This is a genomic window from Paraburkholderia terricola (assembly GCF_003330825.1).
GTDB classification, from domain to species: Bacteria; Pseudomonadota; Gammaproteobacteria; order Burkholderiales; family Burkholderiaceae; genus Paraburkholderia; species Paraburkholderia terricola.
Map to the genome: position 1 here is coordinate 705,216 of NZ_CP024941.1, position 23,951 is coordinate 729,166.

Here is a 23,951-nt window from a genome sequence, read left to right on the forward strand (position 1 = left end):
ACATTCAAGAACAAAGCGGGCGCAATACGTGGGCGCCCCAACGCAATCGTTGCATTAGCGGAGACTGGTCATGCGTGAGTCGAATGGACTAAAGGTCGCGGTAGTCGGCTTGGGGTACGTGGGTTTGCCTTTGGCGGTGGAGTTCAGCAAGCATCGTCCGGTAGTCGGGTTCGATATCAGCGGCGCGCGCATTTCGGCGCTACGGGAAGGGCGCGACGCGACGCTGGAAGTGAGCGAGGAAGAACTGGCGGCGGCGACCGGTATGACGTTTACGTCCGACGTGGAGGATCTGCGGACATGCAACGTTTTCATCGCCACCGTACCCACGCCGATCGACCGTTTCAAGCGCCCGGATCTTGGCCCGCTACTGCGGGCGAGCGAAACGATCGGCTCCGTGCTCAAGAGAGGCGACATCGTGATCTACGAGTCGACCGTGTATCCCGGTGCGACGGAAGACGACTGCGTGCCGGTTCTCGAACGGGTGTCGGGCCTCAAATACAACGTGGACTTCTTCGCGGGCTATAGCCCGGAGCGCATCAATCCCGGCGACAAGGCGCACCGCGTGACCGACATTCGCAAAGTCACCTCGGGTTCGACGCCGGAGATCGCGGAGGTGGTCGACGCGCTTTACCGCGAGATCATCACGGCCGGCACGCACAAGGCGAGCAGCATCCGCGTCGCGGAAGCGGCCAAGGTGATCGAGAACACGCAGCGCGATCTGAATATCGCGCTCGTCAACGAACTCTCGATCATCTTCAACAAGCTTAACCTCGATACCGAAGCGGTTCTACAGGCCGCCGGAACCAAATGGAATTTCCTGCCGTTTCGTCCCGGTCTCGTAGGCGGCCACTGCATCGGCGTCGACCCGTACTATCTGACGCATATGGCGCAGTCGATCGGTTATCACCCGGAGATCATCCTTGCCGGACGACGGCTGAACGACAGCATGGGCGAGTACGTCGTATCGCAAATGATCAAGGCGTTGACGCGCTCTGAAATTTTCATACCCGGTGCGCGGGTGCTCGTGCTGGGCCTCACGTTCAAGGAAAACTGCCCGGATCTGCGCAACACGCGCGTGGTCGATATCGTCCACGGCCTGAAAAACTACGGCGTGCTCGTCGATGTATTCGATCCTTGGGTATCCCGGGAGGCCGCGCACCACGAGTACGGGATCGATCCGATCGAGGAACCGGAGGTGGGTGTATACGACGCGACCATTGTTGCCGTTGCGCACAGGCAGTTCGTCGAGTGGGGATACGAGAAACTGCGTTCGTTCGGCAAGCCGCGGCATGTGCTTTACGACCTCAAATATGTGCTGCCGGCAGAGTCGAGCGACCTGCGCCTATAGTGCTCGATAAACCCGTCGGCCTTCGGTGCCGGCATGAGTGTCATGGTCAGGAGACTTCAATGTCAAACCGATACGATCGGGTACGTCGCGACCTCGTTCAGCATCCGCAAACGTGGCTTATTACAGGTGTGGCCGGTTTCATCGGTTCGAATCTTCTGGAGACATTGCTCGAGCTCGATCAGCATGTGGTCGGGCTGGACAACTTCGCGACCGGCCATCGCCGCAATCTCGACGAAGTCCGTTCGCTGGTCGGCATCGACCAATGGCAGCGCTTCAGGTTCATCGAAGGCGATATACGCAATCCCGCCGAATGCGCGGCGGCTGTGAAGGGCGTCGATCACGTGCTGCACCAGGCGGCGCTCGGCTCCGTGCCGCGTTCGTTGCTGGACCCCATTGCGACCCACGAGGTGAACCTCAGTGGTTTCCTCAACATGCTGCTTGCCGCACGCGATGCGAGCGTCAAAAGCTTTACCTATGCCGCCTCGAGTTCCACTTACGGCGATCACGCCGGATTGCCAAAGGTCGAGGACTGCATAGGGCGCCCGTTGTCGCCCTATGCGATCACCAAGTACGCGAACGAACTGTACGCATCGGTCTTCGCGCGCAACTACGGTTTCAAAACGATCGGCCTTCGCTATTTCAACGTTTTCGGCCAGCGCCAGGACCCAGACGGCGCCTATGCGGCGGTGATTCCGCGCTGGACGGCCGCGCTCATCAACGGCGACGAGGTGATCATCAATGGCGACGGCGAGACGAGCCGGGACTTCTGCTTCGTCGCCAATGCGGTGCAGGCGAATCTGCTGGCTGCGTGCGCCGACGAAGCGAGCCGCGACCAGGTCTACAACGTCGCGGTGGGTGACCGTACCACGCTCAATCAGCTGTACGACTATCTGAAAGCGACGCTCGCGCTTCATGGCGTTCAGCCAGGCGAGCACCGTGCCACTTATGGCCCTGCGCGCGACGGCGACATCCGCCATTCGCAGGCCAACGTCGAGAAGGCGGAACGACTGCTCGGCTACGCGGACGCCATTCCACTCGCGCAGGGACTTGCCGTGGCGATGCCGTGGTATGTGCGCTTCGTTGCTCAGCGCAACGGCCGAGGGGACGACGCTCGCGGCTTCGATGAAGCCATTCACATGACGGCGGGGTGAGCGCGTGTTTTCGTACTTCGGCGCGTTACGAAGCAAGATCCCGCCATTTCACCCCGATCATTTGCGCATCGCACGTGGTGCGATGCGCATTTCGGTTTTCGTGCTGGCGGGACGCTGTGCGGGCGCATTGAAGGAAATGGCCGTCGCGTACCGTTATGGCACAGGCCCTGTGGTCGATGCATACCAACTGACCATGACGCTGGTGGGCTGGCTGCCCGTGGTGATCGCGACGATATTCATCATGGTGCTTGTGCCAGTCTTTGTCGATCTTCGCGCGCAGCCGCTTGCGGATCAGACACGCTTTCTGGGTGAACTCGAAGCATGGGCCATAGCGGTGGGCGCGGCGTTGACGCTATTGCTCTATGCGTGCTGGCCGCTCGCGCTGCAGATCGGCGCGAAGAGTCTGTCGGCGGAAACACGCGCCCTGTGCCGGCAGATGATCCTGACGATGGGACCGGTCGGCGCGCTCATGCTCGTGTCCAGCGCATACGCGGCGCGGCTGCAATCGCGCGAACGCCACATCAACACGCTGCTCGAAGGTCTGCCCGCCGGCTTCGTGCTGGCCTTCGTTCTATCGATCGGCGACCAGACCAAGGCGCTGCCGCTCATATACGGCACGATCGGCGGGTACGTGGTCCAAACCCTGGTCGTGCGAGCGCTATCGGTGCGGGTCGACCCGATTCGCTACAGGCTCCGTCTGACGCTGAAGGCGCCGCAATGGCAGCGGGTGTTCCGGGCGGTGCGGGTGCTCGCCCTCGGCCAGGTGGTCATGTGCTGCACGCCGATACTTGATCAATTCTTCGTGGTCGCCTATGGCGATGGCGCGGTCGCCACGGTGGGCTACACGAACCGCATTCTCTCGCTGCTCCTCAGCATGGGCGCGCTCGCAATCGGTCAGGCAATCCTGCCGATCCTGTCGGATATCATCGGCGTCGGCGATCTGTCGCGCGCCCGCCATACTGCCGTGAAGTGGACGATGCTCATGTTTCTGCTCGGCTCGGCCATTGCGCTGGTGTCGTGGTTGCTTGCGCCGCAGGCCGTTGCGCTACTGTTCCAGCGCGGCGCATTTACCGCGCGGGATACGGCGGCCGTGACGGAGCTTTTTCGCTGGGGGCAAATGCAGGTGCCGTTCTATTTCTCCGGCCTCGTGCTATTGACGCTGTTCGCGAGCGCGGGAAGTTACCGGGAAATGGCCACCATCGCCCTGCTGAGTTTTCTCGTGAAGGTCGCCGCCAACGTCGTCATGACGCACTGGCTGGCCGTGCCCGGCATTTTCGCGGCCACTGCGCTGATGCACGCGACGACGCTCATCTGCTATCTCGTGTACGTGCAAGGCTGGCCAACGGGCACCGCCACGACGGCGGCAGGGCAGCCATGAATATCGTTCTTCTCGTGAGTTCGATGGGCACCGGCGGCGCGGAACGCGTGGCATCGACGCTCGTCAATGCGTGGGCCGGGCGGGGCGACACGGTGACGCTCGTCATCACCTATAGCGGCCGCGGCACCTGCTTCTATACGCTCACGAGCCAGGTGCGGCTCATCTATCTCACCGATCTCGCGGGGCGGAAGCGCTTGGGGCCGCGCGGTTACGCGGCACGCCTGCGCGCACTGCGCACGTTGCTTTGCGACAGCAAGCCGGATGTCGTCATTTCGTTTCTCACCAACGTCAATATTTCGGCGATCCTGGCGTCGAGGGGATTGCGCGTGCCCGTCATCGTGTGCGAACACAATGATCCCGCCGCCGACGGGCGCTCCCGTTTATGGCGGCTCGCGTGCCGTCTCCTCTATCCACGGGCGAGCCTTGCGGCGGTGCTGACGGAGAACGTCGTCGCGCCGTTCAGGCAGATGGTGCCGCGCATGGCGCGCGTCGCCGTGATGCCCAATCCGCTGCCCGACGAACTGTTCGATCGCGCCGATCGCGGCGGGCTCGCCCTCGAGCGAGGCGTGACAGAGCATGGCGATGGCAGGCGACGGCTCGTCTCCGTGGGCCGCTTGCACGAGCAGAAGCAGTATGACCTGTTGATCGCCGTGTTCGGGTCGCTTGCCGATGCTTTCCCTGAATGGGATTTGTGGATCTGGGGCGACGGGCCGGAGCGCGCAAGGCTCGAGGCGCAGGTGGCGGGGGCGGCGTTGAAAGAGCGCGTCTTTCTGCCCGGCAAGACAGTCGACCCGTGGGCGGAAATGGCGCGCTCGGACCTCTTTGTGCTGTCGTCGCGTTTCGAAGGCTTGCCGATGGCGCTGATGGAAGCGATGGGACTCGGCATGGCAACGATCGCATTCGATTGCCGTAGCGGCCCCAGGGAACTGATGCGCGCCGGTAGCGACGGATGGCTGGTGCCGCCGGGCGACGCGTACGGAATGGAGCAGGGCTTGCGGCGCCTGTTCTCCGATGATGCGTTGCGTGCCGAACTCGGCCGCAGAGCGGCGCGGTCAATCCGGGAGCGTTTTTCGGCGCAGGCCGTGCTCGACATGTGGGATGCGGAATTCGAGCGTGTGGGCGCGCGCCCGCGGCGCGCCGGCGCGGCAGTGAGTGCCGCGATGCCGGCCGTCCCGCCCGACAGTTCGCGCGGGGACATACGCCAACCCGCACGCCAGCCCGCGCTCGTAAACATTCAGCGCGTCGACAAGGAGCCGACATGAGCAAGGTGATCCTGTTTGCCAACACCGATTGGTACCTCTACAACTTCCGGCTATCGCTCGCGCGGAAGTTGCGCGAACTGGGTCATGAGGTCGTGCTGCTTTCTCCGCCAGGCGAATACGGACCGCAACTGCGCGCGCTGGGATTTCGCTGGGAGCCGGCCCCGATGGTGCGGCGCAGTCTCAACCCATTGCGCGAAGTGACGCTGTTGATGTGGCTCGTGCGTTTCCTGCGGCGCGAACAGCCCGACCTCGTGCACGGCTTTACCATCAAGTGCGCGGTCTACGGATCGTTGTCGTCCCGTCTTGCCGGGGTGGCGGTGCGCGTCAACGCCGTGGCGGGAATGGGCTATGTTTTTTCGAGCCGCGACGTCAAGGCGATCGTTTTGCGTCCGCTGGTGCGCAGAGTGATGCGCACGGCGTTTGGCGGCAAAGGCAGCATGCTGATCCTGCAAAACCCCGACGATCTTGCGCTGTTCCGCACGGCCAATATCGTCGACGAACGGGCGATACGCGTGATCAAGGGTTCGGGGGTCAACATCAGCCGCTTCAAGCCGCGTTCCGAGGAAGCCGATCCGCTCGAAGCGCAGCCGTTGCGCGTGGTTCTGGCGGGACGGCTGCTGTGGGACAAAGGCATCGCCGAGTACGTCGAAGCGGCGCGCATCCTCAAAGCCGAAGGCCGCAGCGTGCGATGCATTCTCGCGGGAACACCGGACCCAGGCAATCCGGCTGCCGTCGACGAGAACTTGCTGCGGGGCTGGGTCAGGGATGGACTCGTCGAATGGCTGGGACACGTTAGCGATATGCCCGCGCTCTTTGCCGAGACCGATGTGGCGGTGCTGCCCAGTTATCGCGAAGGGCTGCCCAAATCGATGATCGAGGCGGCGGCGTGCGCGTTGCCGCTCATCATTACCGATGCGCCGGGATGCCGCGAGGTTGTCGGCATCGACGGCGAAGAAGGGCTCGTGGTGCCGGTGCGCGATGGCCGCGCACTCGCCGGCGCCATTCGTCGTCTCGACGACGACCGGGCGCTGGCGCGCAAGCTCGGTGAGGCGGCGCGGCAAAAGGCGCTACGGGAATTCGACGAACAGATCATCATCGAGCGCACGCTCGCCGTCTACCGGGAAGTGCTCGCGCCGGCGCGGCAGGCCATGCCCGTGAGCGGGAGCGTCGTCCCGTGAAGATCGTTCACGTGATTACGGATCTCGCCGTCGGCGGCGCGGAGACGATGCTGGTGCGGCTGATCCGAACGTCACAGCGCGAGGGCTTGCAGCATGTCGTCATATCGCTGTCGCGCGAGGCGCCGCTGGCCGATCGTCTCGTCGAGCTCGGCGTAGAGGTGCGTGTACTCGGGATGAGGCGCGGCATGCCCGACATCAGGACGTTTCGCCGCCTCATCCGATGGCTCGACGAACTGGAACCGGATGTCGTGCAGACCTGGATGTATCACGCCGACCTGATGGGCGGCGCAGCCACCTATGGGGCGCAAGCCGTGCGTTTTTTGCGCGGCGCGCATGTGAAGCGACCCGCGCTGCTGTGGGGCGTCCATCACACGGATCTGCGTTTGACCGGCAGCGCCCGCATGACGCGCTGGATCGCGCGCGCATGCGCGCTGATCTCGTCGCGCATACCTGATCGGATCGTTTGCTGCGCCGAATCGGCGAAAGCGTCGCACCGCCTGGGCGGCTACTGCGCGCAGCGCATGACCGTCATTCACAACGGCATCGACCTCGAACGCTTCCACGCCAGTCGGGGGGCGCGCGAGACGTTGCGGCGCTCGCTCGGTATCGGGGCGCTCACTCCACTCGTCGGAATTGTCGGCCGCTACCATCCCGTCAAGGACTATGGGACGTTCATCGCCGCGATGCGCATCGTTGTCGACGCGATGCCGGAATGCCGCTTCGTGATGGCCGGTCAGGGGCTCGAACCGGATAATGACGAACTGGCAGCGCTGCTCAACGCCGCGGGAATCGCTCATGCCTGTAGCCTGGTTGGACCGCAGGCGGAACCACAGACCCTGCTCGCCGGACTCGACGTGTTCTGTCTGTCGTCAAGCAGCGAGGGCTTGCCGACTGTGATTGGCGAGGCGATGGCCTGCGAAGTGCCGTGCGTTGCAACGGATGTCGGCGACACCGCGTTGCTGATCGGCACGACCGGCCGCGTCGTGCCGGCGCAAGATCCCGAGGCGCTTGGTCGCGCGTTGTGTTCGTTACTCGCGTTGCCGCGTGACGAACTCACGAGGCTCGGACATGCGGCGCGAAGACGGATTCAAAGCCGCTTCTCCATAGAAGCGAGTTGGCGCCGTTACGAAGAGGCTTACGTGGAGGCGCTGGACAAGCGAGAACAGTCGGCGGTTTGAGCGGCGGATCGCACATGGCGTCTAACTGTCCGTTCGGGAAGTGGTTTAGTCCGCACTGCCTCTTTGCGTAGTAGCGCCCGTGTCAAGGGTCCAGCCGTACTGCTTGATCGCCTGTTCCAAGGCCTCTGGGTCGCTAATGTTTGAAAAATCCGGGGAGAGTGCCGGCCGTTGCTGTGACTGGGAGACGTCGGTGTCTGTAACAGGGTTGGGTTCTGCTACTGCCGCTGCCATGGTTTCCGCGACCGTGCGGTTATCAGTAGGTGATGCGTCGACACGCATGTCTTTGTCGGTGGGTACTCGGGTGGGGGAGAGGGCCGTATCGGTCGACGTAAGCCCGGAAGGCGGCGCGGTGTCGAACTTGTCTTTGGGCATGCCGAGTGTTGCATCGATCTCGCGCAACGCGCGCGGTGTCATGTAGGCGGTGTCGGCAGACGAATTCTGTTCTGCAGCGGCAGCGTCATGAGGGGCAGGCTGCGCTTCGTCGCGGACTGCTACAACTGGTGCATAGCGCAGATAGGTCAGGCCGAAGGCGACGGCAGCCGCGATACATGCGCCCAATAAAGCCGTCCTCACGCTGAGCGTTCGCTGCAACAGCGAAGGCGGCCTTGGAGGAAACGCGGACAGGCCGTGAGCGTCGTAGGCGTCGACGTTCACCAGATCGCGCTCCGGAGGCTGAGAGTGCTGCACATTCGCTCGTTGTGAGTACGTGCCCAACTGGTCGCGGTTTGCTTCGGGCACGGCGGACTGAAACGCTCCACATCGGGTGCAGAAGCGTTGGTCTCGCTGTATGAGGCTTCCACAGCGCGGGCAGACGGCGGAAACCATGGCGACCGGAAACAGCATGCGCTTGTTCATACTCGAACCTTTCGAATGATCCGCGCCCTTGCTGGTGTATGTCGCTTTATAGCCAGCGACGATGGCCATGATGTCCGTCAATACGCAACGACCCGATACGATGAAGGTCGCCGAACGCGGCTGGCGGCCGTCGAAGCGCGGATATTGATGTTGTGCTGTTCGGCGAAATTGAAGTGTGGGCTCGACCACATTTCTCGCGGGAATAGCACCGTGATCGATGAGCAGCCAGGCTATCGTGTATCTGTGGCTATAAAGGCGCGATCGGATAAAAGACGGTTTCAATAAACAGCCGGCACCCTGAAGCACGGCCCCCGATCTTTCCGATTTGAGGAGAACCTGAATGTCAAGGAACCACTTCAGCCGGCGTTCTTTCCTGCAGGGGTCCGCATCGGCTGCGGCTCTCATGTCGCTTCCAATGCCGGCCATGAGCGCAGGGTCGGTTTCGACCCGGCTGGAATGGCAGGTTTTCAAAACCACGCCGCAGTACGCATCGTTCCTGAATGCGGTAAAACTGATGAAAGCGGCCACGGACGCGACAAAACCGACCTCCTGGGCGTATTGGGTCAACGTCCATATGAACTACTGTCCGCATATGGTGCCGTACTTTCTCGCGTGGCATAGGGGCTACATTTACTACTTCGAACAGCAGTTGAGAACGGTGTCCGGAGACAGCCTGTTGACCTTGCCGTACTGGGACTACTACACGTATCCCACCATGCCCAGTGAGTTTACCGATCCGTCCAGCGGTAATGCACTTTATGTGTCGGGCCGGGCCAACTCGAACGTCTATTCCGCGCTCACGCTTGCGCCGTTCGCACCGAACGTAACCAATTTTCAGCGCGGTACGTCCAACTCGTTTGAGGCGTCTTTCGAATCGGCTCCGCATAATCCGGTGCACAACATCATCGGTGGATGGATGGCCGACATGCAGTCGCCGACCGACCCGATCTTCTATTTGCATCACGCGAACGTCGACCGCCTATGGGACGCGTGGGCGCAGCAGCCGAAAACCACGATGCCTTATCCGAACAGTTCGTACTGGTCCGGAACGTTCACTTACGCAACCGGCCTGACGATGAAGAAATCGACGACCTATATGCCCTCGTTGCTGAACTACCAATATTCGAATCAAAAGGTGCCGACTGCAATGCCGCTGAACGCTCAGGAAGGACGCATCATTCGTGTGCAGGCGCAGCATGCCCCGATCCTCGTGCGACCGGCGCTCGGCAGCTTTTCAACGACGCCCCCGCGTACCATCGCGACGACCCGCCGGTCGCTTGGCGGCGTCGCGAATCTTACGCTCAACGAGCGGTCTGTCAGTGCGCGTTTGCCCTTGCAGGCGTCAGGCACCACCTCCTTGCAGGATGCAGTGGCTGCGAATGCGTCAACCGTCGATACAGCCACCACGAGCGAGACGACAACGACAACGACAACGTTCAAGTATCCGCGCATCGTGCTGGACAAGCTTGGTGTCACCAGTGCGGGAAAGCAGGGCGGCTATTTCTATAACGTCTACCTCAATCTGCCCGCTTCGGGTAACGCGGACGTCGAGAGTCAGTCGCATTTTCTCGGCACGTTCGGGCCATTCGAAGTGTCGGGTGCAATACACCATGGCGAGGGCAGCCTGGTATTGCCGGCGACCGACGTGTTGCGCAACGTCGGCGTAGCGAATCTGAAGGAGGTTGTGATCTCGCTAGTACGCGTCAATGGTCCGAACTACCCAACGGGTCCGGTATTGACGGTAGGCGAGATGCGTCTCGAGCTGTCGACGGAAGGCCCGTGATCTGCTGAGAGTGTGAGCGCTGCGACGCGAGGGCATTGTTTGCGCGCGTCGCAGCCGCACACTTCAGCCTCTTCGCAATGTTGCCCTTGACCCGGTTGTGTAGCGGCTGGAGTTCGCAGCGTCCTCCTGCTTGTCGATCCAATCGCGCGCCCAGTCCAACGCACACTGCCTGGCAGCCTCCGGCGCGATAAACCTCGGACCCACGAGGCCGGAGTGCGCCACCCGTTGTCCGTTTTCCGTGATTTCCGCCCAGCCTCGAAACAGATCGTTCTGCATGAGGTCCGCAGCGGCGTGGACGACATAGCCCCGCTCGTTGACGACGCTCGTTCCGCTGGCTTCTGACGCGCTCCGCCATGCCCCCTGGGAGTAAACGCGCTGACGTTTCGACGATGCTTCTTCCTGCGCGCTTGCGTCGTCGTTGCATGCTTCTGCAGGACCGGGCTCCGTGTCGCGCGTGCGGCCTATGTCGCCCAATATCCAACTGTCGGCATGGTACGCCGTGCGCTCGGTGCTCGTACTCAGCCACGACTCCTGGCTTTTCCAGACCACGTCAGGTGTGCCGACGTCGTCCTCCGTGCCCGCATCATCGAGCGGAGCAACGGCTGGTTTCTGATCCGCCTTCTTCTCTGAAGGCGGTCGATCGGGAACATATGAAAAATGCCGTCCTGCACGCGACAGGACGCGCATCATTTCCGCCAGTTTTCCATTTATCCGCCACTGTTCGAATCGGTACCTGCAAGTGGGCTGCGACGGATATTTCTCTGGCAGCTTCGACCACGATTCTCCCGTGGTCAAAATCCACAAGACCGCGTTGGTGACCACCCGCGGCTGTACCCGCGGACGGCCGCGTTTCGTCAGGCGAACAACGGGATCGGCCAGCATGGGGCCGATCAATGACCACTCCTCGTCGGAAAGCTCTTCGAAGAACATTGCAACCTCCAGGACATTGCAACTCCCAAGTCTCACCGCGCGCGAATGCAGCTCGACGGGCATAAGCGGTGACGACGCGTATTGTCTGCGGAAATAGCGGTGACAGAGCTTGCCCGAGGCTTGGGCTGTTCTGTCGCCCGCTGAAACCGGATAGGTGCGGCAGGGCAATGCGAAGTTCCCGCCTGATAGTGATTGACCCATGCCATATTGTTTTTTGCAGTCAGGGTTTGGACACGACTCAACGCAGCGTCCACTGAATCTTTTGTCAGGATACGCTGACGCAGGATCTGTCCCTTGGCTGGACACGCCAGCAGTGGTGCGGTTTGACGGGGGAATGTGTAGCCATTGCCTTGATGGCTGTCTGGGCCGTTCAAGTGCTTCATCCGTCGTGGCGCGACGAGTGGCGACCTGCCGCTCATGCAGGCGAGCGACTTTGAAGGTGCCGCTAGTTTTGTGTGCCGAGGTCGGTATGAGGGTTCTTGGCTGAGGGTAACGCGCTCGTCGAACGGAATGCCGAATTGTCGACTGCTGCCGTCGGGTCACGGGCAGCGTGTTTCAATCCACATCGATGTTTCGCAAGACAAGCTGTCGCCGCGTGCTGACGTGCGTCATCGCGGACATCGCGCACCTTGGGCACGGTACATCGCATGCCGGTGGTCGCGCCGCATTGCGCGGGATGAAGCGGGGAGATTGGCTGCACCCAACAGGGAACTGACGATCATGCCGTGCATGAAGTGACCAGCAACATTACCGCGGTTGTCAACGTGCTTTGGGTGCACTTCGGTCGCGTCATGGTTGCAGTTCTCAGCAAGTCAATCCTGTCGAGTACCTGTGGGTGCACCTCGAGGGTCATGCGGGGTCATGCGATTGTGAAATCGATGCCCTGACAGCAGCAGAGTCGAGCCAATCGCGCACGTAGTCCGACTCTGCTTTCTTCATTTACTGCCGCACGATTACTGCGTAACCGAGCATCCCGAAACGCAGGTATTGTTCGAATACTGCGCGGCTTTTACGCCCCAGTTCTTGCCAATGATGGTTCGGCTCGGGATGTTAGCGCCACGGAAGCCCTGCGCGTTGCTCGTGCCAGATACCGTGTTGTTGCGCACGATGTTGGTTGAGTAGTCCGCACTCGCCGCGACACCGCCCGTCAGCATCACCGAGGAAGACATGTCAGGCGCACCATAGCCATAGACGGCCTTAATGGTGTTGTACTCGATCACGTTATGGCCCGTCTGTTGCGTGGTGTTGTCATTCTCGATACCCACAGCGCAGTCGGTCACGGTGTTGTGTCCGATGTAGCCGTTCGTATGAGCAACGAACACCGGCCCATAGTAGCCGCAGCTCGCGAAGGTGTTGTAGATGATTTTGTCGCCGCTTCCGCCGTTGGTCGAGCCGTAGGTCTGGAACATCGATTGGCCGAAGAACTGCTTGAAGCTGTTGCCTGCCAGGAAGAAGTTGCTGACCGGACCAACGGTTTCAACCGGAATATCCCAATGCCGTGCGTCGTTGTTGTAATACTGCGGCACCACGGTGTTGGCGCCCACGAAATTACAGTTAACGATACTGTCGTCGTGATAGTAGTTGTTGTAGTCGCCGATGACGAACATCTGGTTGGCGTAGCCGGTGGTGCGCTTGAGCACGGTCTGTTGGCACTGAATGTGCCGGTTGCTCGCCCTCACATTGAGGGTGCCATTGATGACGCAAGTCCCGGACGGAACCAACACGTCGCCTGCATTGATTGCCTTCTGGAATGCGGCCGTGTCATTCGTTACACCGTCGCACTTCGCGCCATAGGCCATCGGATTCACCGGGTTCACGAGCGCCGGCGGGGTAAATTGTGTGGACGTCGATGTAGATGCGGACGTAGACGTGGCCTTGATATAGCACGCTTTCTGATAGCCAACCGCAGGATCGGCCATGGCGCTGTTGTCACACGGCACCTTGCCGGTATAGGTGCCATTCACCGCGTACATGGCCGAAGGTGCGCTCGGAGGCCACGCCCCATAGAGTACGCTCTGCGTGCCGGAGAAGGAGCAGGTGCCATGCTCGTCTGCACACTTGTTCCACGTAGTACCGTTCACGACGACACTCGACGGGTTGTTCTGCGCGTAAGCCGCGGGCAAAAAGGCGAGCGAAAAAAGGAAAAAAAGCAGGTATTTGAGATGTCTCATTCCGTTACATTCCAAAGTTAGACATGGCGCTATTTCTAGCGAAGAGGCGAAACAAGGGAACGCGTTGACCGCGTTCATTGCTGAAGAAGCTGACGCTTCCAATGTGCCGATATGCGCTCGCAGATACCGTTAGACGAACGTGTATCGACTGCTGCCACTAGGGCAGTGTTCTAAACCTGTTGATCGGGAAATAGTCATCAGGTGAATATTTGGTAGTACTTAATGTACGCTTGCATGTGATCCATATAGCGAAGTGCTATTAGTGATTAAAGCCTTGGATTGCACCACTAGGCCGGAGTACACGATCGGGCGAGACTCTCCCGTACGTACTCGACCTGCGACACGACTTAGTCGACCTCTCAGCTAGGTCGACGACTCGTCCCCCACACGCGGGACCAAAGGCCGACGCATGAGGTTTATGCATGCCGGGGCTAGCGTGTAAGACTTACGCTAGATTCTCAGCATGCTTGTAGATGTAACAACAGACTTCGACTTGATGCTTCAATTTCAAAATTGAGGATAACTAAAAGATCAGACAGATCTCTTTACCCCAAGATTTCATGCATAACGCCTCGGTGCGAACCGAATGGGCCTTGGGCCAGTCCGCGCCGAATTGCGTAGCGCAGCATCCGCGGCGCGCATAGCCACGGATATTCGAGGCTCCGGTTCCATTAGTCAGTGCTGGGCGTCTACCGACAGTACAGAACCGGAATCGGTAAATATTGCTTATTCTTCAGGGTTCACGGTATTACTTGCAGAAGGTTTTGGCAGAAGAATTATAAACGTTTCACTTCTGTAACGAGTTTGGAAAAACTGCTGATAAGGACGAATCAGAAGCGGTCGTTTAATATTTGCTCAAAATGTTCCGCGGTTCGTGGTAATAAGAAAGCCGCACATTGTCTACGCGGGAAAATGAGTATTTTTATTTTTTTACGCGTTAATCTGGACTTGACTGACTAATAATTTAAAGCTACGGCAATTTATATTATTAATATTAAATCGGCCTCAGCCATTTTATCAGATCAATATCGCGAATCGAATTAATCGGTCGCTTCGGGGTGAACTCGGGCGGTTCAAGTGGTTCTGTAATAGGCGCGGTTAGGGTATTCGTTGGACGCTCGAGTCGCGACGCGGTCGTGGCCGGGTATTCCCATGCATTGCGAAAGCGCCGCTGCGGTCAAGGCGGTGAGGTTTTCCGAAGTATCGTTCGCGCTACACTACAACGCCCATTGTCGTGAGCCGATTTCCGGTACTACCTATCTACGACGTGGCATCTGTGGCGCGATCTAAGTCTCGATGGAGGCGACGACGTCACGGCGATGCTCACAAATCATTATTGCGCTGCTGTTTGTGCGCAACGTCGATGGTTTGCGCTGGAAAAATACTGCGTGCAAATCGCAAACGAACCATTACTTCAGCAGCAACGGGAAAAGGTGCTCTTCTTTTGCGACGCAGGGGTCTCCAGACGTGTTGGATTGCCGAGCTCCCCAAGCGCGAGAAGCATCAGCAGCGTCGTGTGTCACCATTTGAATGATCGGTCCAGCGATGGCCGTAGGCACTCGAGTTGCCATCGCCATTGGTTAGATTTTCGAGTGTTGCAGAGACATATTCGCCGGCGTCGGCCGGACATGAATGCGTTGCTGACAACTCCGCGGGCGCAGATGCGTCCAATCATGTAGTTGTACCTCGCCTTTCGCCGTTGCTGTCTCACCTCTGTCGTCGTGGTCAAAGACTTTGATTTTGAAGTTTGAGCCGGCAAATCGAAAGTAGCGATGGTGGATCTGGCCGCTATTGCCAACGACAACTGCGGGCGAAGCGCCACACGAGTCGTCTACCGTCACGTCCACCTCAAGGGTGCAAGAGATGATCGTAATGGCTTTCGCTGGGATTGAAGCTTTCAGCCATCGACTCTCATGCACCATTCGTCCACCTTCAACTATCCTGCATTCTGTCGCAGCAGGCTTGACGAGATGAGGATTGAAAAGCGGTGCCCCTTCGCGGGTAATGGAAAGGGCAGTGAGCATCTGACAAAATCTCTGCAAGAACATCAAAAAATGGAGGTCGAGTGCGGACGGTCGAATACCGCTTTTGCACCATTTGGCGCATCGACGCGCCAGTGCAGGAAGTTTGGGCGGCAATCCAGGATTCGGCGCGCTGGCCCGAGTGGTGGATTAACGTCGAGCGCGTGGACCAGCTAGAGGCCGGTTCCGATCAGGGCGTGGGCGCCGTACAACGCTATACGTGGAAAGGCCGGTTGCCCTATCGTCTCGTGTTCGACATGCGAGTGACGCGCGTCGAACCCTTGGTAGCGCTGGAAGGGGAAGCCAGTGGCGACGTCGAAGGCGTCGGCCGGTGGAGCTTTTCGACTGACGGACGCGATCTTACCGTGGTCCGCTATGACTGGTGCGTCCGTACGAACCGCGCATGGATGAATGCATTGGCGCCTTTATTGCGACCGGTTTTCCAATGGAACCATGACGCAGTGATGCGCGAAGGCGGCGCGGCGCTGGCGCGGCGGCTGCTTGGCGTCGAGCATGGATGAAGCCAGCGTGGCAATGGATTGAACGCTTTGCACTCGAGGCGCTCAGTGACGATGTAAGGCCGTAGCCGATGACGGAAAGTCACCCGTGGCGCCACGCGTTCGATTTCGTCCTTTGCGCTTTGCCTCACGCAAAGCCTTGTCGGCAGCGAGTATTAGCTCCACGGGCTCACCCACACTTCGCATCGGCATCCGCTCGTCAACATCTGCGCTTATCGTGACGAAGCCGGTTCGGTTGCCTGAATGTTCAATTTTCAGGCTACGGATAGCGCTGCGGATAGTGTCCGCGATTGCTGCGGCATGGGCTACATCGGTATACGGAAGAAGCGCTGCAATCTCCTCTCCCATAGCGTGTGGCCAACTCTCCAGAACGTCGGGCTATCAGATCTCTGATGAAATGGCCAATCGTTCACAGGCGGTCATCGCCCGCTGCGTGTCCCTGGATGTCGTGGTATCGCTCGAAGCAATCGACATCCAGCATGATCAGTGCAAGAGCATTCACGTGACGCATGGCGCGACTGAATTCGCCATGCAATGCGATATCGAATTGGCGGTGATTTGCGAGCCAAGTCAGGCCGTCTTGTAATCCAAGTCGATCAAGAGTTCGATTTGGCGGATTAGATGCCAGACGAACAATCGCACCACAATGACGAGGCAAAGCACGTCAGCGGAATGCCCAGATTGTGTGGCGCCAGTACTCATGCAAAATCTCGTCTTTGGACAACGCAACTGCTACAAAGGACAGTGCGGGTGGCTGCGGTAGTTGTTCAGCCGCATGACGCCATTCTGCGATTCTCCTCGAAACGGGAATAACCCACCTTGATCTGCTTATCACGCGGGCGCCAATGCGCGGACCAAGGTTAGCGTGCTGTCGCTCGACTGCCCATGCACTTCAACTTCGCGAGCCATCAAGCGCAACGAGAGACAGGCACGCAATCACCACGAAGGCAATCGCGCGCCAGAGATGGTTTATTCAAGGTCAACTATCCCCGCAGACAGCGTGGAAGCACCTTGTAGCGAGGCATTTTCTTCGGAGAGAAATTCGCCATAGCCGCGAACGCATGGCGAGTCCATCGGCATCCGACCGCACGTCTTGACGTCCACGCGCTTCGAGAGAGGCCTTGTGTCCGCGTCGCGAGTTCACCAATGCGCATGTGCAGCGGAATACATGATCAGCACGCCCCGCGGCCGCTTCGTCGAAGCTGCATGAAGGCCGACAAATATTTCTGGCTACCGGTCTTGATAGGGTTTTCCCTGCCAGGATGCTTGCGCATCGAATTGCGGCGCGCTGATTCTCAGGATGGCGGTCCGCGCCTGAACCGGTGACGCCTAGCGATACGCGAGAAACCGTATAAGTACTTGTTGCGAAATAACATTATTCGAATGAGACGCCGATTTTTGCTGCAATGCAAGGTTCGAACCGAAGCAAACAAAGCGCAAAGGTAAGCGGATTTCGACAATCGCCGCATCCCTTCTTGAATTTGTCACCACCCGTCCATATAATTAGCACTCGCTGCACGAGAGTGCTAACAACATCGCCGGTTGGCTCGGCCAGCCGGGTTTTCTCAGCGTTCTTCAGTCTCAATCAAGAGAGGAGTATGTATGAACCTTCGTCCTTTGCATGATCGCGTGATCGTCAAACGTCTGGATCAAGAAACCAAGACCGCGTCGGGCATCGTGATCCCCGAAGCCGCAGCGGAAAAGCCGGATCAAGGCGAAATCCTGGCAGTCGGCCCGGGCAAGCGTGACGACAAGGGCGCATCCATTGCGCTCGACGTGAAGGTGGGTGACCGCGTTCTGTTCGGCAAGTACGCAGGCCAGACCGTCAAGGTCGACGGCAACGAACTGCTCGTCATGCGCGAAGAAGACATCATGGCCGTGGTGCAGAAGTAGGCGCAAGTCGCTACTTCCCCGGTTATATCCCAAGAATTCAAGGAGTTAGAAGATGGCAGCTAAAGACGTCGTATTCGGTGATTCCGCCCGTGCCAAGATGGTTGAAGGCGTGAATATCCTCGCGAACGCTGTGAAGGTCACGTTGGGTCCGAAGGGCCGCAACGTTGTCCTCGAGCGCAGCTTCGGCGGCCCGACGGTCACGAAAGATGGCGTTTCGGTCGCGAAAGAGATCGAACTGAAAGACAAGCTTCAGAACATGGGCGCGCAAATGGTCAAGGAAGTCGCTTCCAAGACCAGCGACAACGCCGGTGACGGTACCACGACCGCAACGGTCCTGGCTCAGTCGATCGTCCGCGAAGGCATGAAGTACGTCGCATCGGGCATGAATCCGATGGACCTGAAGCGCGGTATCGACAAGGCCGTGACCGCCGCGATCGAAGAACTGCGCAAGATCAGCAAGCCGTGCACGACCAACAAGGAAATCGCTCAGGTTGGCGCGATCTCGGCGAACAGCGATTCGTCGATCGGCGACCGTATCGCTGAAGCGATGGACAAGGTCGGCAAGGAAGGCGTCATCACCGTTGAAGACGGCAAGTCGTTGCAAGACGAACTGGACGTCGTCGAAGGTATGCAATTCGACCGCGGCTACCTGTCGCCGTACTTCATCAACAACCCGGACAAGCAAGTTGCCGTGCTCGAAAACCCGTTCGTGCTGTTGCACGACAAGAAGGTTTCGAACATCCGCGATCTGCTGCCGGTGCTGGAACAAGTCGCAAAGGCAGGCCGTCCGCTGCTGATCATCGCTGAAGACGTCGAAGGCGAAGCGCTGGCCACGCTGGTGGTGAACAACATCCGCGGCATTCTGAAGACGGTTGCCGTGAAGGCTCCGGGCTTCGGCGATCGCCGTAAAGCCATGCTGGAAGACATCGCGATCCTGACTGGCGGCCAAGTCATCGCGGAAGAAACCGGCCTGACGCTCGAGAAGGCAACGCTGGCCGAACTGGGTCAAGCAAAGCGCATCGAAGTGGGCAAGGAAAACACCACGATCATCGACGGCGCTGGCGAAGCTGCAAACATCGAAGCACGTGTGAAGCAGGTTCGCACGCAAATCGAAGAAGCTACGTCGGACTACGACCGTGAAAAGCTGCAGGAACGCGTTGCCAAGCTGGCAGGCGGCGTTGCAGTGATCAAGGTTGGCGCTGCGACCGAAGTCGAAATGAAGGAAAAGAAGGCGCGTGTCGAAGACGCACTGCACGCAACGCGCGCAGCTGTGGAAGAAGGCATCGTGGCCGGCGGCGGCGTCGCGCTGATCCGCGCACGCACGGCAATCGCAGGTCTGAAGGGCGCCAACGCCGATCAGGACGCAGGTATCAAGATCGTGCTGCGCGCGATGGAAGAGCCGCTGCGCCAGATCGTCACGAACGGCGGCGAAGAAGCCAGCGTCGTGGTGGCGGCTGTTGCTGCCGGTAAGGGCAACTACGGCTACAACGCGGCAACCGGCGAGTACGTCGACCTGGTTGACGCAGGTGTCGTGGACCCGACGAAGGTGACGCGCACCGCGCTGCAAAACGCAGCATCGGTTGCAGGTCTCCTGCTGACGACCGACGCAGCTGTGTGCGAACTGCCGAAGGAAGACGCTCCGATGGGCGGCGGCGGAATGCCGGGCGGCATGGGCATGGACATGTAATTCCGCGTGGGCCTCGTTACGAGGCTCGCTTGGGAATGCATGGGAAAGCGCGCCGCGAGGCGTGCTTTCCAACGAAAAACCCGCAAGGCATTTAGCTTTGCGGGTTTTTTCTTGGGAGCAGGCGGCGCGCGCGCGGGCACCCCCGGTATCACGAGGCCGCTTCGCGGGCGAGCTTCAGGGCGAGAGCGTTCTCGCGCAAATAGTCGAATATCTTCGCCACGCTTTGATCCGGCGTCAATGTTGCGGTATCGATCCGCAGCTCGGGCTCGACCGGGGCTTCATAGGGTGCCGATACACCGGTAAACGAAGGAATCTCTCCCGCCCTGGCTTTCGCATAGAGGCCTTTCGGATCACGGCGAGCGCACGTGTCGACCGGCGCGGAAAGATGGGTCTCGATGAATGTGCCCGCCCCAATGATTTCGCGCGCCATGGCCCGGTCTTCACGCATGGGAGAAATGAGCGCCGTGATGACAATGAGACCGGCGTCGTTCATCAACTGTGCGACGTGTGCGACTCTGCGAATGTTCTCGCGCCGATCTTCCTTTTCGAAGCTGAGGTCGCGCGCCAAGCCGTGACGGATATTGTCGCCGTCGAGCACATAGCACGCATGTCCGAGTGACACGAGCTGTTGTTCGAGCGCGAACGCGATGGTCGACTTGCCTGCACCTGAAAGACCGGTGAGCCAGATGGTGACCGGCCTTTGGCGGAACATCCGGATTCTGTCCTCAGCGGTAATCGCACCATGGCAACGTTGCACGAAAGCGTGAGACTTTCCCATTGTCATGCTCCCCTGGCGCTCAGGCGTGGTGCCATCGTTGGCGCCGGATTCCCGCGTTGCTCAGGCGCTCCGGTGAGTTCTCGGGTTCATTTATTCGGGCGACAACACGCTGAACCCATTGCCGATCTTTCGAGAAATTGCTGCCCGATTCGAGTGCACGCTTTTCGATTTCCGAGTTGGCATGAACAAAGAGTTCGTAATCGAAGCTATTGTCTTCAACGAATTCCGTTTTGGCCTCTCCGCTCAAACGGCTTGCGCTTTTTTGTGAACCGCTGGTCCTGTTTGTTTCGAAAACGAGCGGCAGGACAATGTGGTAATTGGCGGTGCTCATCGGGCTTCTGTGAATGCGATATGCGTGCTGGCCGCCGCCAATACGCGTTGCTCGACGCCTTGCGCGGCAGCTTTTCCGCCCTTGTCGATCGCATTCGAAGTGGAGGAATCGACCTTTGCCTTTATTCAAATCGAAAAAGGGAATGGCGGATGATCCCCCGCCGTTCGGTAGGGGAAAGAAAAAGACGGGCAAAGACATGGGGTTAGGTGACGGATTTGCGAGTTGTAAGTGTAGCGTGATCAAAACTACGCTGGTTGTAACGTTTGATTGCGCAATACAACGCCTCGTTGCGTCGTTCAAGCGGCGATTCGTTTACCGACGGCCATGTAATTATGCGAAATCACATGTGCTGCTTATGCAAGAGCAGAAGGTGCCTCAAGAGAAAACCCGCACGGAGGCGGGTTTTTTGACCGTCAGTAGCTCGGGACCAACAGCGAGGCCAACTGCGCCGCGCCCGCGCTTTTTATCAGCAACAGACACGCCCCACACATTTCAATGCCGCGCTTCGCCTGGCGCCGCGTCCTTGCCGGCCGCGGGCGGCGTTTCGTCGTCGCTGCTGCGCGCCCAGAAAAAACGGTCCGGCATATAGGCGCCCATGCCCGGCCGGAATGCGCTGCGCATGGCCTGATACAGATATTCCTGCGCCTCACGCACGGCCTCGGCCGGTTCCTGGCCGTTGGCCAACAGCGCGGCGATGGCGGCTCCCAACGTATCGGTCAGTCCCATGATCCGATGGCTGCCGCGGTCCCACATGTCCTGACGCAACTGGCCGTCTTCGCTGAACAGCGTATTGACGAGCCGGTGGGTGCCGGTTTCCGTCGACAGTATGTATTCGCAGCCTTGCGACAGCAGATGCGAAATCGCGGCGTCGAGGCTCGGCGCCTCGGCGTCGCCGTCCGGCTGGGCGAGGGCGAGCAGCGTGGTGGAATCGGCGACCAGCAAGGTGGTTTGCGGCGCCAGCAGATCGGCGATCGCTTCGCGCAGTTCGTCGGCGGCGAGCACGTGTTCGTCGTCGAGCGTGAAGTCGGGGGCGAGAATCAGCGGAATGTCGTCGTAATCGGCGACCACTTCGGCGATGGCGCTGACCACTTCGGCGCGTGTGCACGCGCCGACCTTGAACGCGGCGATCGGCATGTCTTCGAGTAGCATCCGCGCCTGGGTCGCGACCACTTCGGGGTCGAGCCCGTTGACTTCGTCGCAGCTGGCCGAGTCGCGCACGGTATAGCCCGTGAGCACGGTGACGCCGTGGCAGCCCATGCTTGCAAGCGTCATCAGGTCGGCTTGCAGGCCCGAGCCGCCGGTGGGGTCGGAGAGGCCGAAGGTGAGGACGATCGGAGGCGTATCGCTGGGCATGAAATTGACAAAAGGAGCGGTATTTAGGCGCAGAGAGTGCGCAATCGACTCAATTATGCGGCCTAAACTGTCGCGAGGGCGTTTTTTCGCATTCCTGGGCGCAATGCCGGGAACGAGCGGCGCGCGCAAGGCCGCACGGTGCCCGAGCGACCGCCTGCGGCGACGCAACCGGCATAGCCAGCGGCCGCTGCGGACTGCGATCGCGCGCTTGTGATTGCTAGGCATTGGGGCGGCAACACGGTACCATCATGGCTCCCATTTCCACGGACTCTACGACGCGACACAAGAATGGAATATCAAAGCTGGATGTGCCTGATTTGCGGCTGGATTTACGACGAAGAAGCCGGTTTGCCGGAGGAAGGCATTGCGCCGGGCACCCGCTGGGAGGACGTCCCCATTAACTGGACCTGCCCGGAGTGCGGAGCGCGCAAGGAAGACTTCGAGATGGTCCAGATCTGAACGCGGGCATACCGGCGAATGCCGGCGCGGCGTTGCCTTTGCAAAACGGCGTGCGCCGCATCGAATGCGCCGGTTGCACGCCGGCGCACTGTCCGCCGTGGCGACACCGAACGTTCTCGATTGCGCCGCGCCGCAGCGGTAATCTGTCATTGTCCTGTCGCCGGTTCGCGCGTTAGCCGATCAGTCTGCGCGCGGCGCGAAGCGGCGGCCCGTCAGCTTCCTCTCGCCTGCTCATGACTCTCCGATCCGCCGCACCTGATTCCTTCGATGCCTTGCCGAATCCGCGCGGCGGCGCCGTCCGTTCCGCAGAGCTTGCGTTGGCCGAAGCGCTTCTCGCATTCGAACAGCGCGGCGAGAGCACCGCCGCGCTGGTGCGTGCGTCTCATGCGTTGCGCGTTGCCGGCTGGTTGAGCGCGCAGCGTTTCGCGGACGCCCTGGTGCGGCTCTCGCCGTTGGCGGCGGCCGATCCGGCCGAGGCGGACAGCACGCGGCCCGTGTTCGGCGCCGCGCTGCGTGATTTCCGCACGGCGCTCGAACGGCACAATCTGCGCGAACTGGCGTGCTCGCCCACGCTGTTCGAGCGCTATCGGGCCCTCTGCTCGCATCTGGCCGATCATGCGCCCGGCTTCACCATCGCTTTCGAAGACCTCGCGCTCAGCGCGCGACCCGTGCCGCCGGTGTCGTTTCACGCCCAGGCCGCCGACCGGCTGGCCCATTTGCGCGCCCGCTACGAACGCGCGCTGCTGCCGGTACTGCGCTCCCAGCCGGACACCGGCAGCGCGGCCGCGCGGGCCGCCACCCATGCGGCGCTCGACGAACTGGACGCCGTGCTCGCCGAACTCGCCGGCCCGGACCCCTACGACTTCTGGCGTCTCGCCAAAGCCTGCACCAAAGCGTTGCGCGCGGGCGGCCGCGCCACCGGGGAAACCGACGCGCGGCGTTTCTACGCTCGCTGCAATCTCGCGCTGGCCGACCATGCACGCGGTATCCAGCGAGCGCCGCGCTCACTGGTGCGCGCAACGCTGGCGCTGCTGTGGCGCGACTACGCATTGTTCGGCGCCGCAGCCGAAGACGCCGATCAGGTCGAGGTGCTGCACGACTATGGCTTGACGGTCGATTGGCACGTCGCGGGAACGCTGGCATCCGAAATGCTATGGGAGGCAGGTGCCGTGCAGGCGCAAACGATCAGCGCCAGCCGTTCCGCGCTGACACGCGAATTGGGCGTGCTCACGGTCAACGCGCATGCCTATGAAGACTTTCTTCAGACAGCGGATGCCGCGATTTCGGCATTGACCGAGCACGCCCGCGCGGCGGACCAGCCCGAGAAAGCCGATCCGAGCGAAGCGCTGCAAGCGGGCGACGCCGCCTACCGGCTCGGCGCCGCCGCCTGCGCGCTCGGCCTGGGCCATGTGGCGCTGCTTGCCGACGCGCTGGGGCTCGCCTGGCGCCGCCGCGCGCATGCGGGCGTCTCGACCCCGGCGGTGCGCGAGCACGTGATCGTCGGCGCGCCGGCGGCGAGCACCCTGGAGCAGACCGCCGAAGCGTTGCGCGCGATGCTGCACAAGGTGGCGGCCGGCGTCGCTCCACCGGCCGGCGGCGCCACGCTGGCCGCGTTGACGCGCTCGATCGAGGAGGGCGACGCCTGACGGGCATGCGCGGCGGGCCGTGTCCGTGGCG

The 23,951-nt window shown here is 60.6% G+C and carries 21 protein-coding genes; 12 read left to right on the forward strand and 9 right to left on the reverse strand.

Annotated features, from left to right (window positions below):
• Positions 1-70: 70 nt before the first annotated feature.
• The 6 genes from tviB to CUJ90_RS03095 all read left to right on the forward strand — a co-directional run bounded on the left by tviB (position 71) and on the right by CUJ90_RS03095 (position 7,495).
• Positions 71-1,348, forward strand: a complete 1,278-nt coding sequence (gene tviB / locus CUJ90_RS03070) for a Vi polysaccharide biosynthesis UDP-N-acetylglucosamine C-6 dehydrogenase TviB (RefSeq protein ID WP_114161942.1) — start codon at positions 71-73, stop codon at positions 1,346-1,348.
• Positions 1,349-1,407: 59 nt separating this feature from the next.
• Positions 1,408-2,499, forward strand: a complete 1,092-nt coding sequence (locus CUJ90_RS03075) for an SDR family oxidoreductase (RefSeq protein ID WP_073431362.1) — start codon at positions 1,408-1,410, stop codon at positions 2,497-2,499.
• Positions 2,500-2,581: 82 nt separating this feature from the next.
• Entirely contained in the window at positions 2,582-3,877 is a 1,296-nt protein-coding gene (gene murJ, locus CUJ90_RS03080; RefSeq protein WP_114161943.1) for a murein biosynthesis integral membrane protein MurJ, read from the forward strand.
• On the forward strand, positions 3,874-5,139 hold the full coding sequence (locus CUJ90_RS03085) for a glycosyltransferase family 4 protein (RefSeq protein ID WP_114161944.1): 1,266 nt from the start codon (positions 3,874-3,876) through the stop codon (positions 5,137-5,139). Before murJ ends, CUJ90_RS03085 begins: the two co-directional genes overlap by 4 nt.
• The gene (locus CUJ90_RS03090) at positions 5,136-6,317 is read left to right on the forward strand and encodes a glycosyltransferase family 4 protein (RefSeq protein WP_073431365.1); all 1,182 of its coding nucleotides are present in this window, start codon (positions 5,136-5,138) and stop codon (positions 6,315-6,317) included. Before CUJ90_RS03085 ends, CUJ90_RS03090 begins: the two co-directional genes overlap by 4 nt.
• A complete protein-coding gene (locus CUJ90_RS03095) occupies positions 6,314-7,495 on the forward strand; it encodes a glycosyltransferase family 4 protein (protein ID WP_073431366.1) in 1,182 nt (393 codons plus the stop codon). Before CUJ90_RS03090 ends, CUJ90_RS03095 begins: the two co-directional genes overlap by 4 nt.
• 45 nt (positions 7,496-7,540) lie before the next feature.
• Here CUJ90_RS03095 and CUJ90_RS03100 read toward each other — a convergent pair whose 3' ends face one another.
• Positions 7,541-8,755, reverse strand: coding sequence for a zinc ribbon domain-containing protein (locus CUJ90_RS03100; protein WP_167449641.1), 1,215 nt, complete (start codon positions 8,753-8,755; stop codon positions 7,541-7,543).
• Here CUJ90_RS03100 and CUJ90_RS03105 point away from each other — a divergent pair.
• Complete coding sequence (locus CUJ90_RS03105) at positions 8,691-10,133, forward strand: tyrosinase family protein (RefSeq protein WP_114161946.1); 1,443 nt, start codon at positions 8,691-8,693, stop codon at positions 10,131-10,133. The two genes, CUJ90_RS03100 and CUJ90_RS03105, sit on opposite strands and share 65 nt — an antisense overlap.
• Positions 10,134-10,196: 63 nt before the next feature.
• On the opposite strand, the gene CUJ90_RS03110 is transcribed toward CUJ90_RS03105, so the two are convergent.
• The 3 genes from CUJ90_RS03110 to CUJ90_RS32585 all read right to left on the reverse strand — a co-directional run bounded on the left by CUJ90_RS03110 (position 10,197) and on the right by CUJ90_RS32585 (position 15,258).
• Positions 10,197-11,063: a transposase gene (locus tag CUJ90_RS03110; RefSeq protein ID WP_073431369.1), complete on the reverse strand. Its 867-nt coding sequence runs from the start codon at positions 11,061-11,063 to the stop codon at positions 10,197-10,199.
• A 953-nt stretch (positions 11,064-12,016) separates the two neighbouring features.
• Positions 12,017-13,234 carry a pectate lyase family protein gene (locus CUJ90_RS03115; protein WP_114161947.1) on the reverse strand — a complete coding sequence of 406 codons (1,218 nt, stop codon included), beginning with the start codon at positions 13,232-13,234 and terminating at the stop codon, positions 12,017-12,019.
• Positions 13,235-14,814: 1,580 nt separating this feature from the next.
• Positions 14,815-15,258, reverse strand: coding sequence for a hypothetical protein (locus CUJ90_RS32585; RefSeq protein WP_161553679.1), 444 nt, complete (start codon positions 15,256-15,258; stop codon positions 14,815-14,817).
• A 41-nt stretch (positions 15,259-15,299) separates the two neighbouring features.
• Between CUJ90_RS32585 and CUJ90_RS03125 the strand changes: the two genes are divergently transcribed.
• Entirely contained in the window at positions 15,300-15,776 is a 477-nt protein-coding gene (locus tag CUJ90_RS03125) for an SRPBCC family protein (RefSeq protein ID WP_073431371.1), read from the forward strand.
• Between the two features lie 42 nt (positions 15,777-15,818).
• On the opposite strand, the gene CUJ90_RS33715 is transcribed toward CUJ90_RS03125, so the two are convergent.
• Together CUJ90_RS33715 and CUJ90_RS33720 are read right to left on the reverse strand one after the other, a co-directional pair.
• Positions 15,819-16,121 (reverse strand): diguanylate cyclase, encoded by a 303-nt coding sequence (locus tag CUJ90_RS33715; protein WP_114161948.1) that lies wholly within the window; start codon positions 16,119-16,121, stop codon positions 15,819-15,821.
• A 61-nt stretch (positions 16,122-16,182) separates the two neighbouring features.
• Positions 16,183-16,431 (reverse strand): GGDEF domain-containing protein, encoded by a 249-nt coding sequence (locus CUJ90_RS33720; RefSeq protein ID WP_114161949.1) that lies wholly within the window; start codon positions 16,429-16,431, stop codon positions 16,183-16,185.
• 944 nt (positions 16,432-17,375) lie between these two features.
• Here CUJ90_RS33720 and groES point away from each other — a divergent pair.
• Positions 17,376-17,666, forward strand: a complete 291-nt coding sequence (gene groES / locus CUJ90_RS03140; protein ID WP_073431374.1) for a co-chaperone GroES — start codon at positions 17,376-17,378, stop codon at positions 17,664-17,666.
• A gap of 52 nt (positions 17,667-17,718) precedes the next feature.
• Complete coding sequence (gene groL, locus CUJ90_RS03145) at positions 17,719-19,353, forward strand: chaperonin GroEL (RefSeq protein WP_114161950.1); 1,635 nt, start codon at positions 17,719-17,721, stop codon at positions 19,351-19,353.
• 148 nt (positions 19,354-19,501) lie between these two features.
• On the opposite strand, the gene cysC is transcribed toward groL, so the two are convergent.
• The 3 genes from cysC to CUJ90_RS03160 all read right to left on the reverse strand — a co-directional run bounded on the left by cysC (position 19,502) and on the right by CUJ90_RS03160 (position 21,815).
• Entirely contained in the window at positions 19,502-20,131 is a 630-nt protein-coding gene (gene cysC, locus CUJ90_RS03150; RefSeq protein WP_073431376.1) for an adenylyl-sulfate kinase, read from the reverse strand.
• Between the two features lie 19 nt (positions 20,132-20,150).
• Complete coding sequence (locus CUJ90_RS03155; protein WP_114161951.1) at positions 20,151-20,462, reverse strand: hypothetical protein; 312 nt, start codon at positions 20,460-20,462, stop codon at positions 20,151-20,153.
• Between the two features lie 492 nt (positions 20,463-20,954).
• Positions 20,955-21,815, reverse strand: a complete 861-nt coding sequence (locus CUJ90_RS03160) for a hydroxymethylpyrimidine/phosphomethylpyrimidine kinase (RefSeq protein ID WP_073431377.1) — start codon at positions 21,813-21,815, stop codon at positions 20,955-20,957.
• 288 nt (positions 21,816-22,103) lie between these two features.
• On the opposite strand from CUJ90_RS03160, the gene CUJ90_RS03165 reads away from it, so the two are divergent.
• Together CUJ90_RS03165 and CUJ90_RS03170 are read left to right on the forward strand one after the other, a co-directional pair.
• Positions 22,104-22,274 carry a rubredoxin gene (locus tag CUJ90_RS03165; RefSeq protein WP_007178992.1) on the forward strand — a complete coding sequence of 57 codons (171 nt, stop codon included), beginning with the start codon at positions 22,104-22,106 and terminating at the stop codon, positions 22,272-22,274.
• 233 nt (positions 22,275-22,507) lie between these two features.
• Positions 22,508-23,920: a FimL-related protein gene (locus tag CUJ90_RS03170; RefSeq protein WP_114161952.1), complete on the forward strand. Its 1,413-nt coding sequence runs from the start codon at positions 22,508-22,510 to the stop codon at positions 23,918-23,920.
• Positions 23,921-23,951: the final 31 nt, after the last annotated feature.

Coding starts and splice junctions, on each gene's coding strand:
- murJ (WP_114161943.1), top strand. CDS start 2,582: ATGCGCATTTCGGTTTTCGTGCTGGCGGGACGCTGTGCGGGCGCATTG.
- CUJ90_RS03170 (WP_114161952.1), top strand. CDS start 22,508: ATGACTCTCCGATCCGCCGCACCTGATTCCTTCGATGCCTTGCCGAAT.
- CUJ90_RS32585 (WP_161553679.1), bottom strand. CDS start 15,258: ATGCTCACTGCCCTTTCCATTACCCGCGAAGGGGCACCGCTTTTCAAT.
- CUJ90_RS03105 (WP_114161946.1), top strand. CDS start 8,691: ATGTCAAGGAACCACTTCAGCCGGCGTTCTTTCCTGCAGGGGTCCGCA.
- CUJ90_RS03155 (WP_114161951.1), bottom strand. CDS start 20,462: ATGAGCACCGCCAATTACCACATTGTCCTGCCGCTCGTTTTCGAAACA.
- CUJ90_RS03110 (WP_073431369.1), bottom strand. CDS start 11,063: ATGTTCTTCGAAGAGCTTTCCGACGAGGAGTGGTCATTGATCGGCCCC.
- groES (WP_073431374.1), top strand. CDS start 17,376: ATGAACCTTCGTCCTTTGCATGATCGCGTGATCGTCAAACGTCTGGAT.
- tviB (WP_114161942.1), top strand. CDS start 71: ATGCGTGAGTCGAATGGACTAAAGGTCGCGGTAGTCGGCTTGGGGTAC.
- CUJ90_RS03115 (WP_114161947.1), bottom strand. CDS start 13,234: ATGAGACATCTCAAATACCTGCTTTTTTTCCTTTTTTCGCTCGCCTTT.
- CUJ90_RS03075 (WP_073431362.1), top strand. CDS start 1,408: ATGTCAAACCGATACGATCGGGTACGTCGCGACCTCGTTCAGCATCCG.
- CUJ90_RS03090 (WP_073431365.1), top strand. CDS start 5,136: ATGAGCAAGGTGATCCTGTTTGCCAACACCGATTGGTACCTCTACAAC.
- cysC (WP_073431376.1), bottom strand. CDS start 20,131: ATGGGAAAGTCTCACGCTTTCGTGCAACGTTGCCATGGTGCGATTACC.
- CUJ90_RS03165 (WP_007178992.1), top strand. CDS start 22,104: ATGGAATATCAAAGCTGGATGTGCCTGATTTGCGGCTGGATTTACGAC.
- CUJ90_RS03160 (WP_073431377.1), bottom strand. CDS start 21,815: ATGCCCAGCGATACGCCTCCGATCGTCCTCACCTTCGGCCTCTCCGAC.
- CUJ90_RS03085 (WP_114161944.1), top strand. CDS start 3,874: ATGAATATCGTTCTTCTCGTGAGTTCGATGGGCACCGGCGGCGCGGAA.
- groL (WP_114161950.1), top strand. CDS start 17,719: ATGGCAGCTAAAGACGTCGTATTCGGTGATTCCGCCCGTGCCAAGATG.
- CUJ90_RS33715 (WP_114161948.1), bottom strand. CDS start 16,121: ATGGGAGAGGAGATTGCAGCGCTTCTTCCGTATACCGATGTAGCCCAT.
- CUJ90_RS03100 (WP_167449641.1), bottom strand. CDS start 8,755: ATGAGAGCCGCAGCCGATGCGGACCCCTGCAGGAAAGAACGCCGGCTG.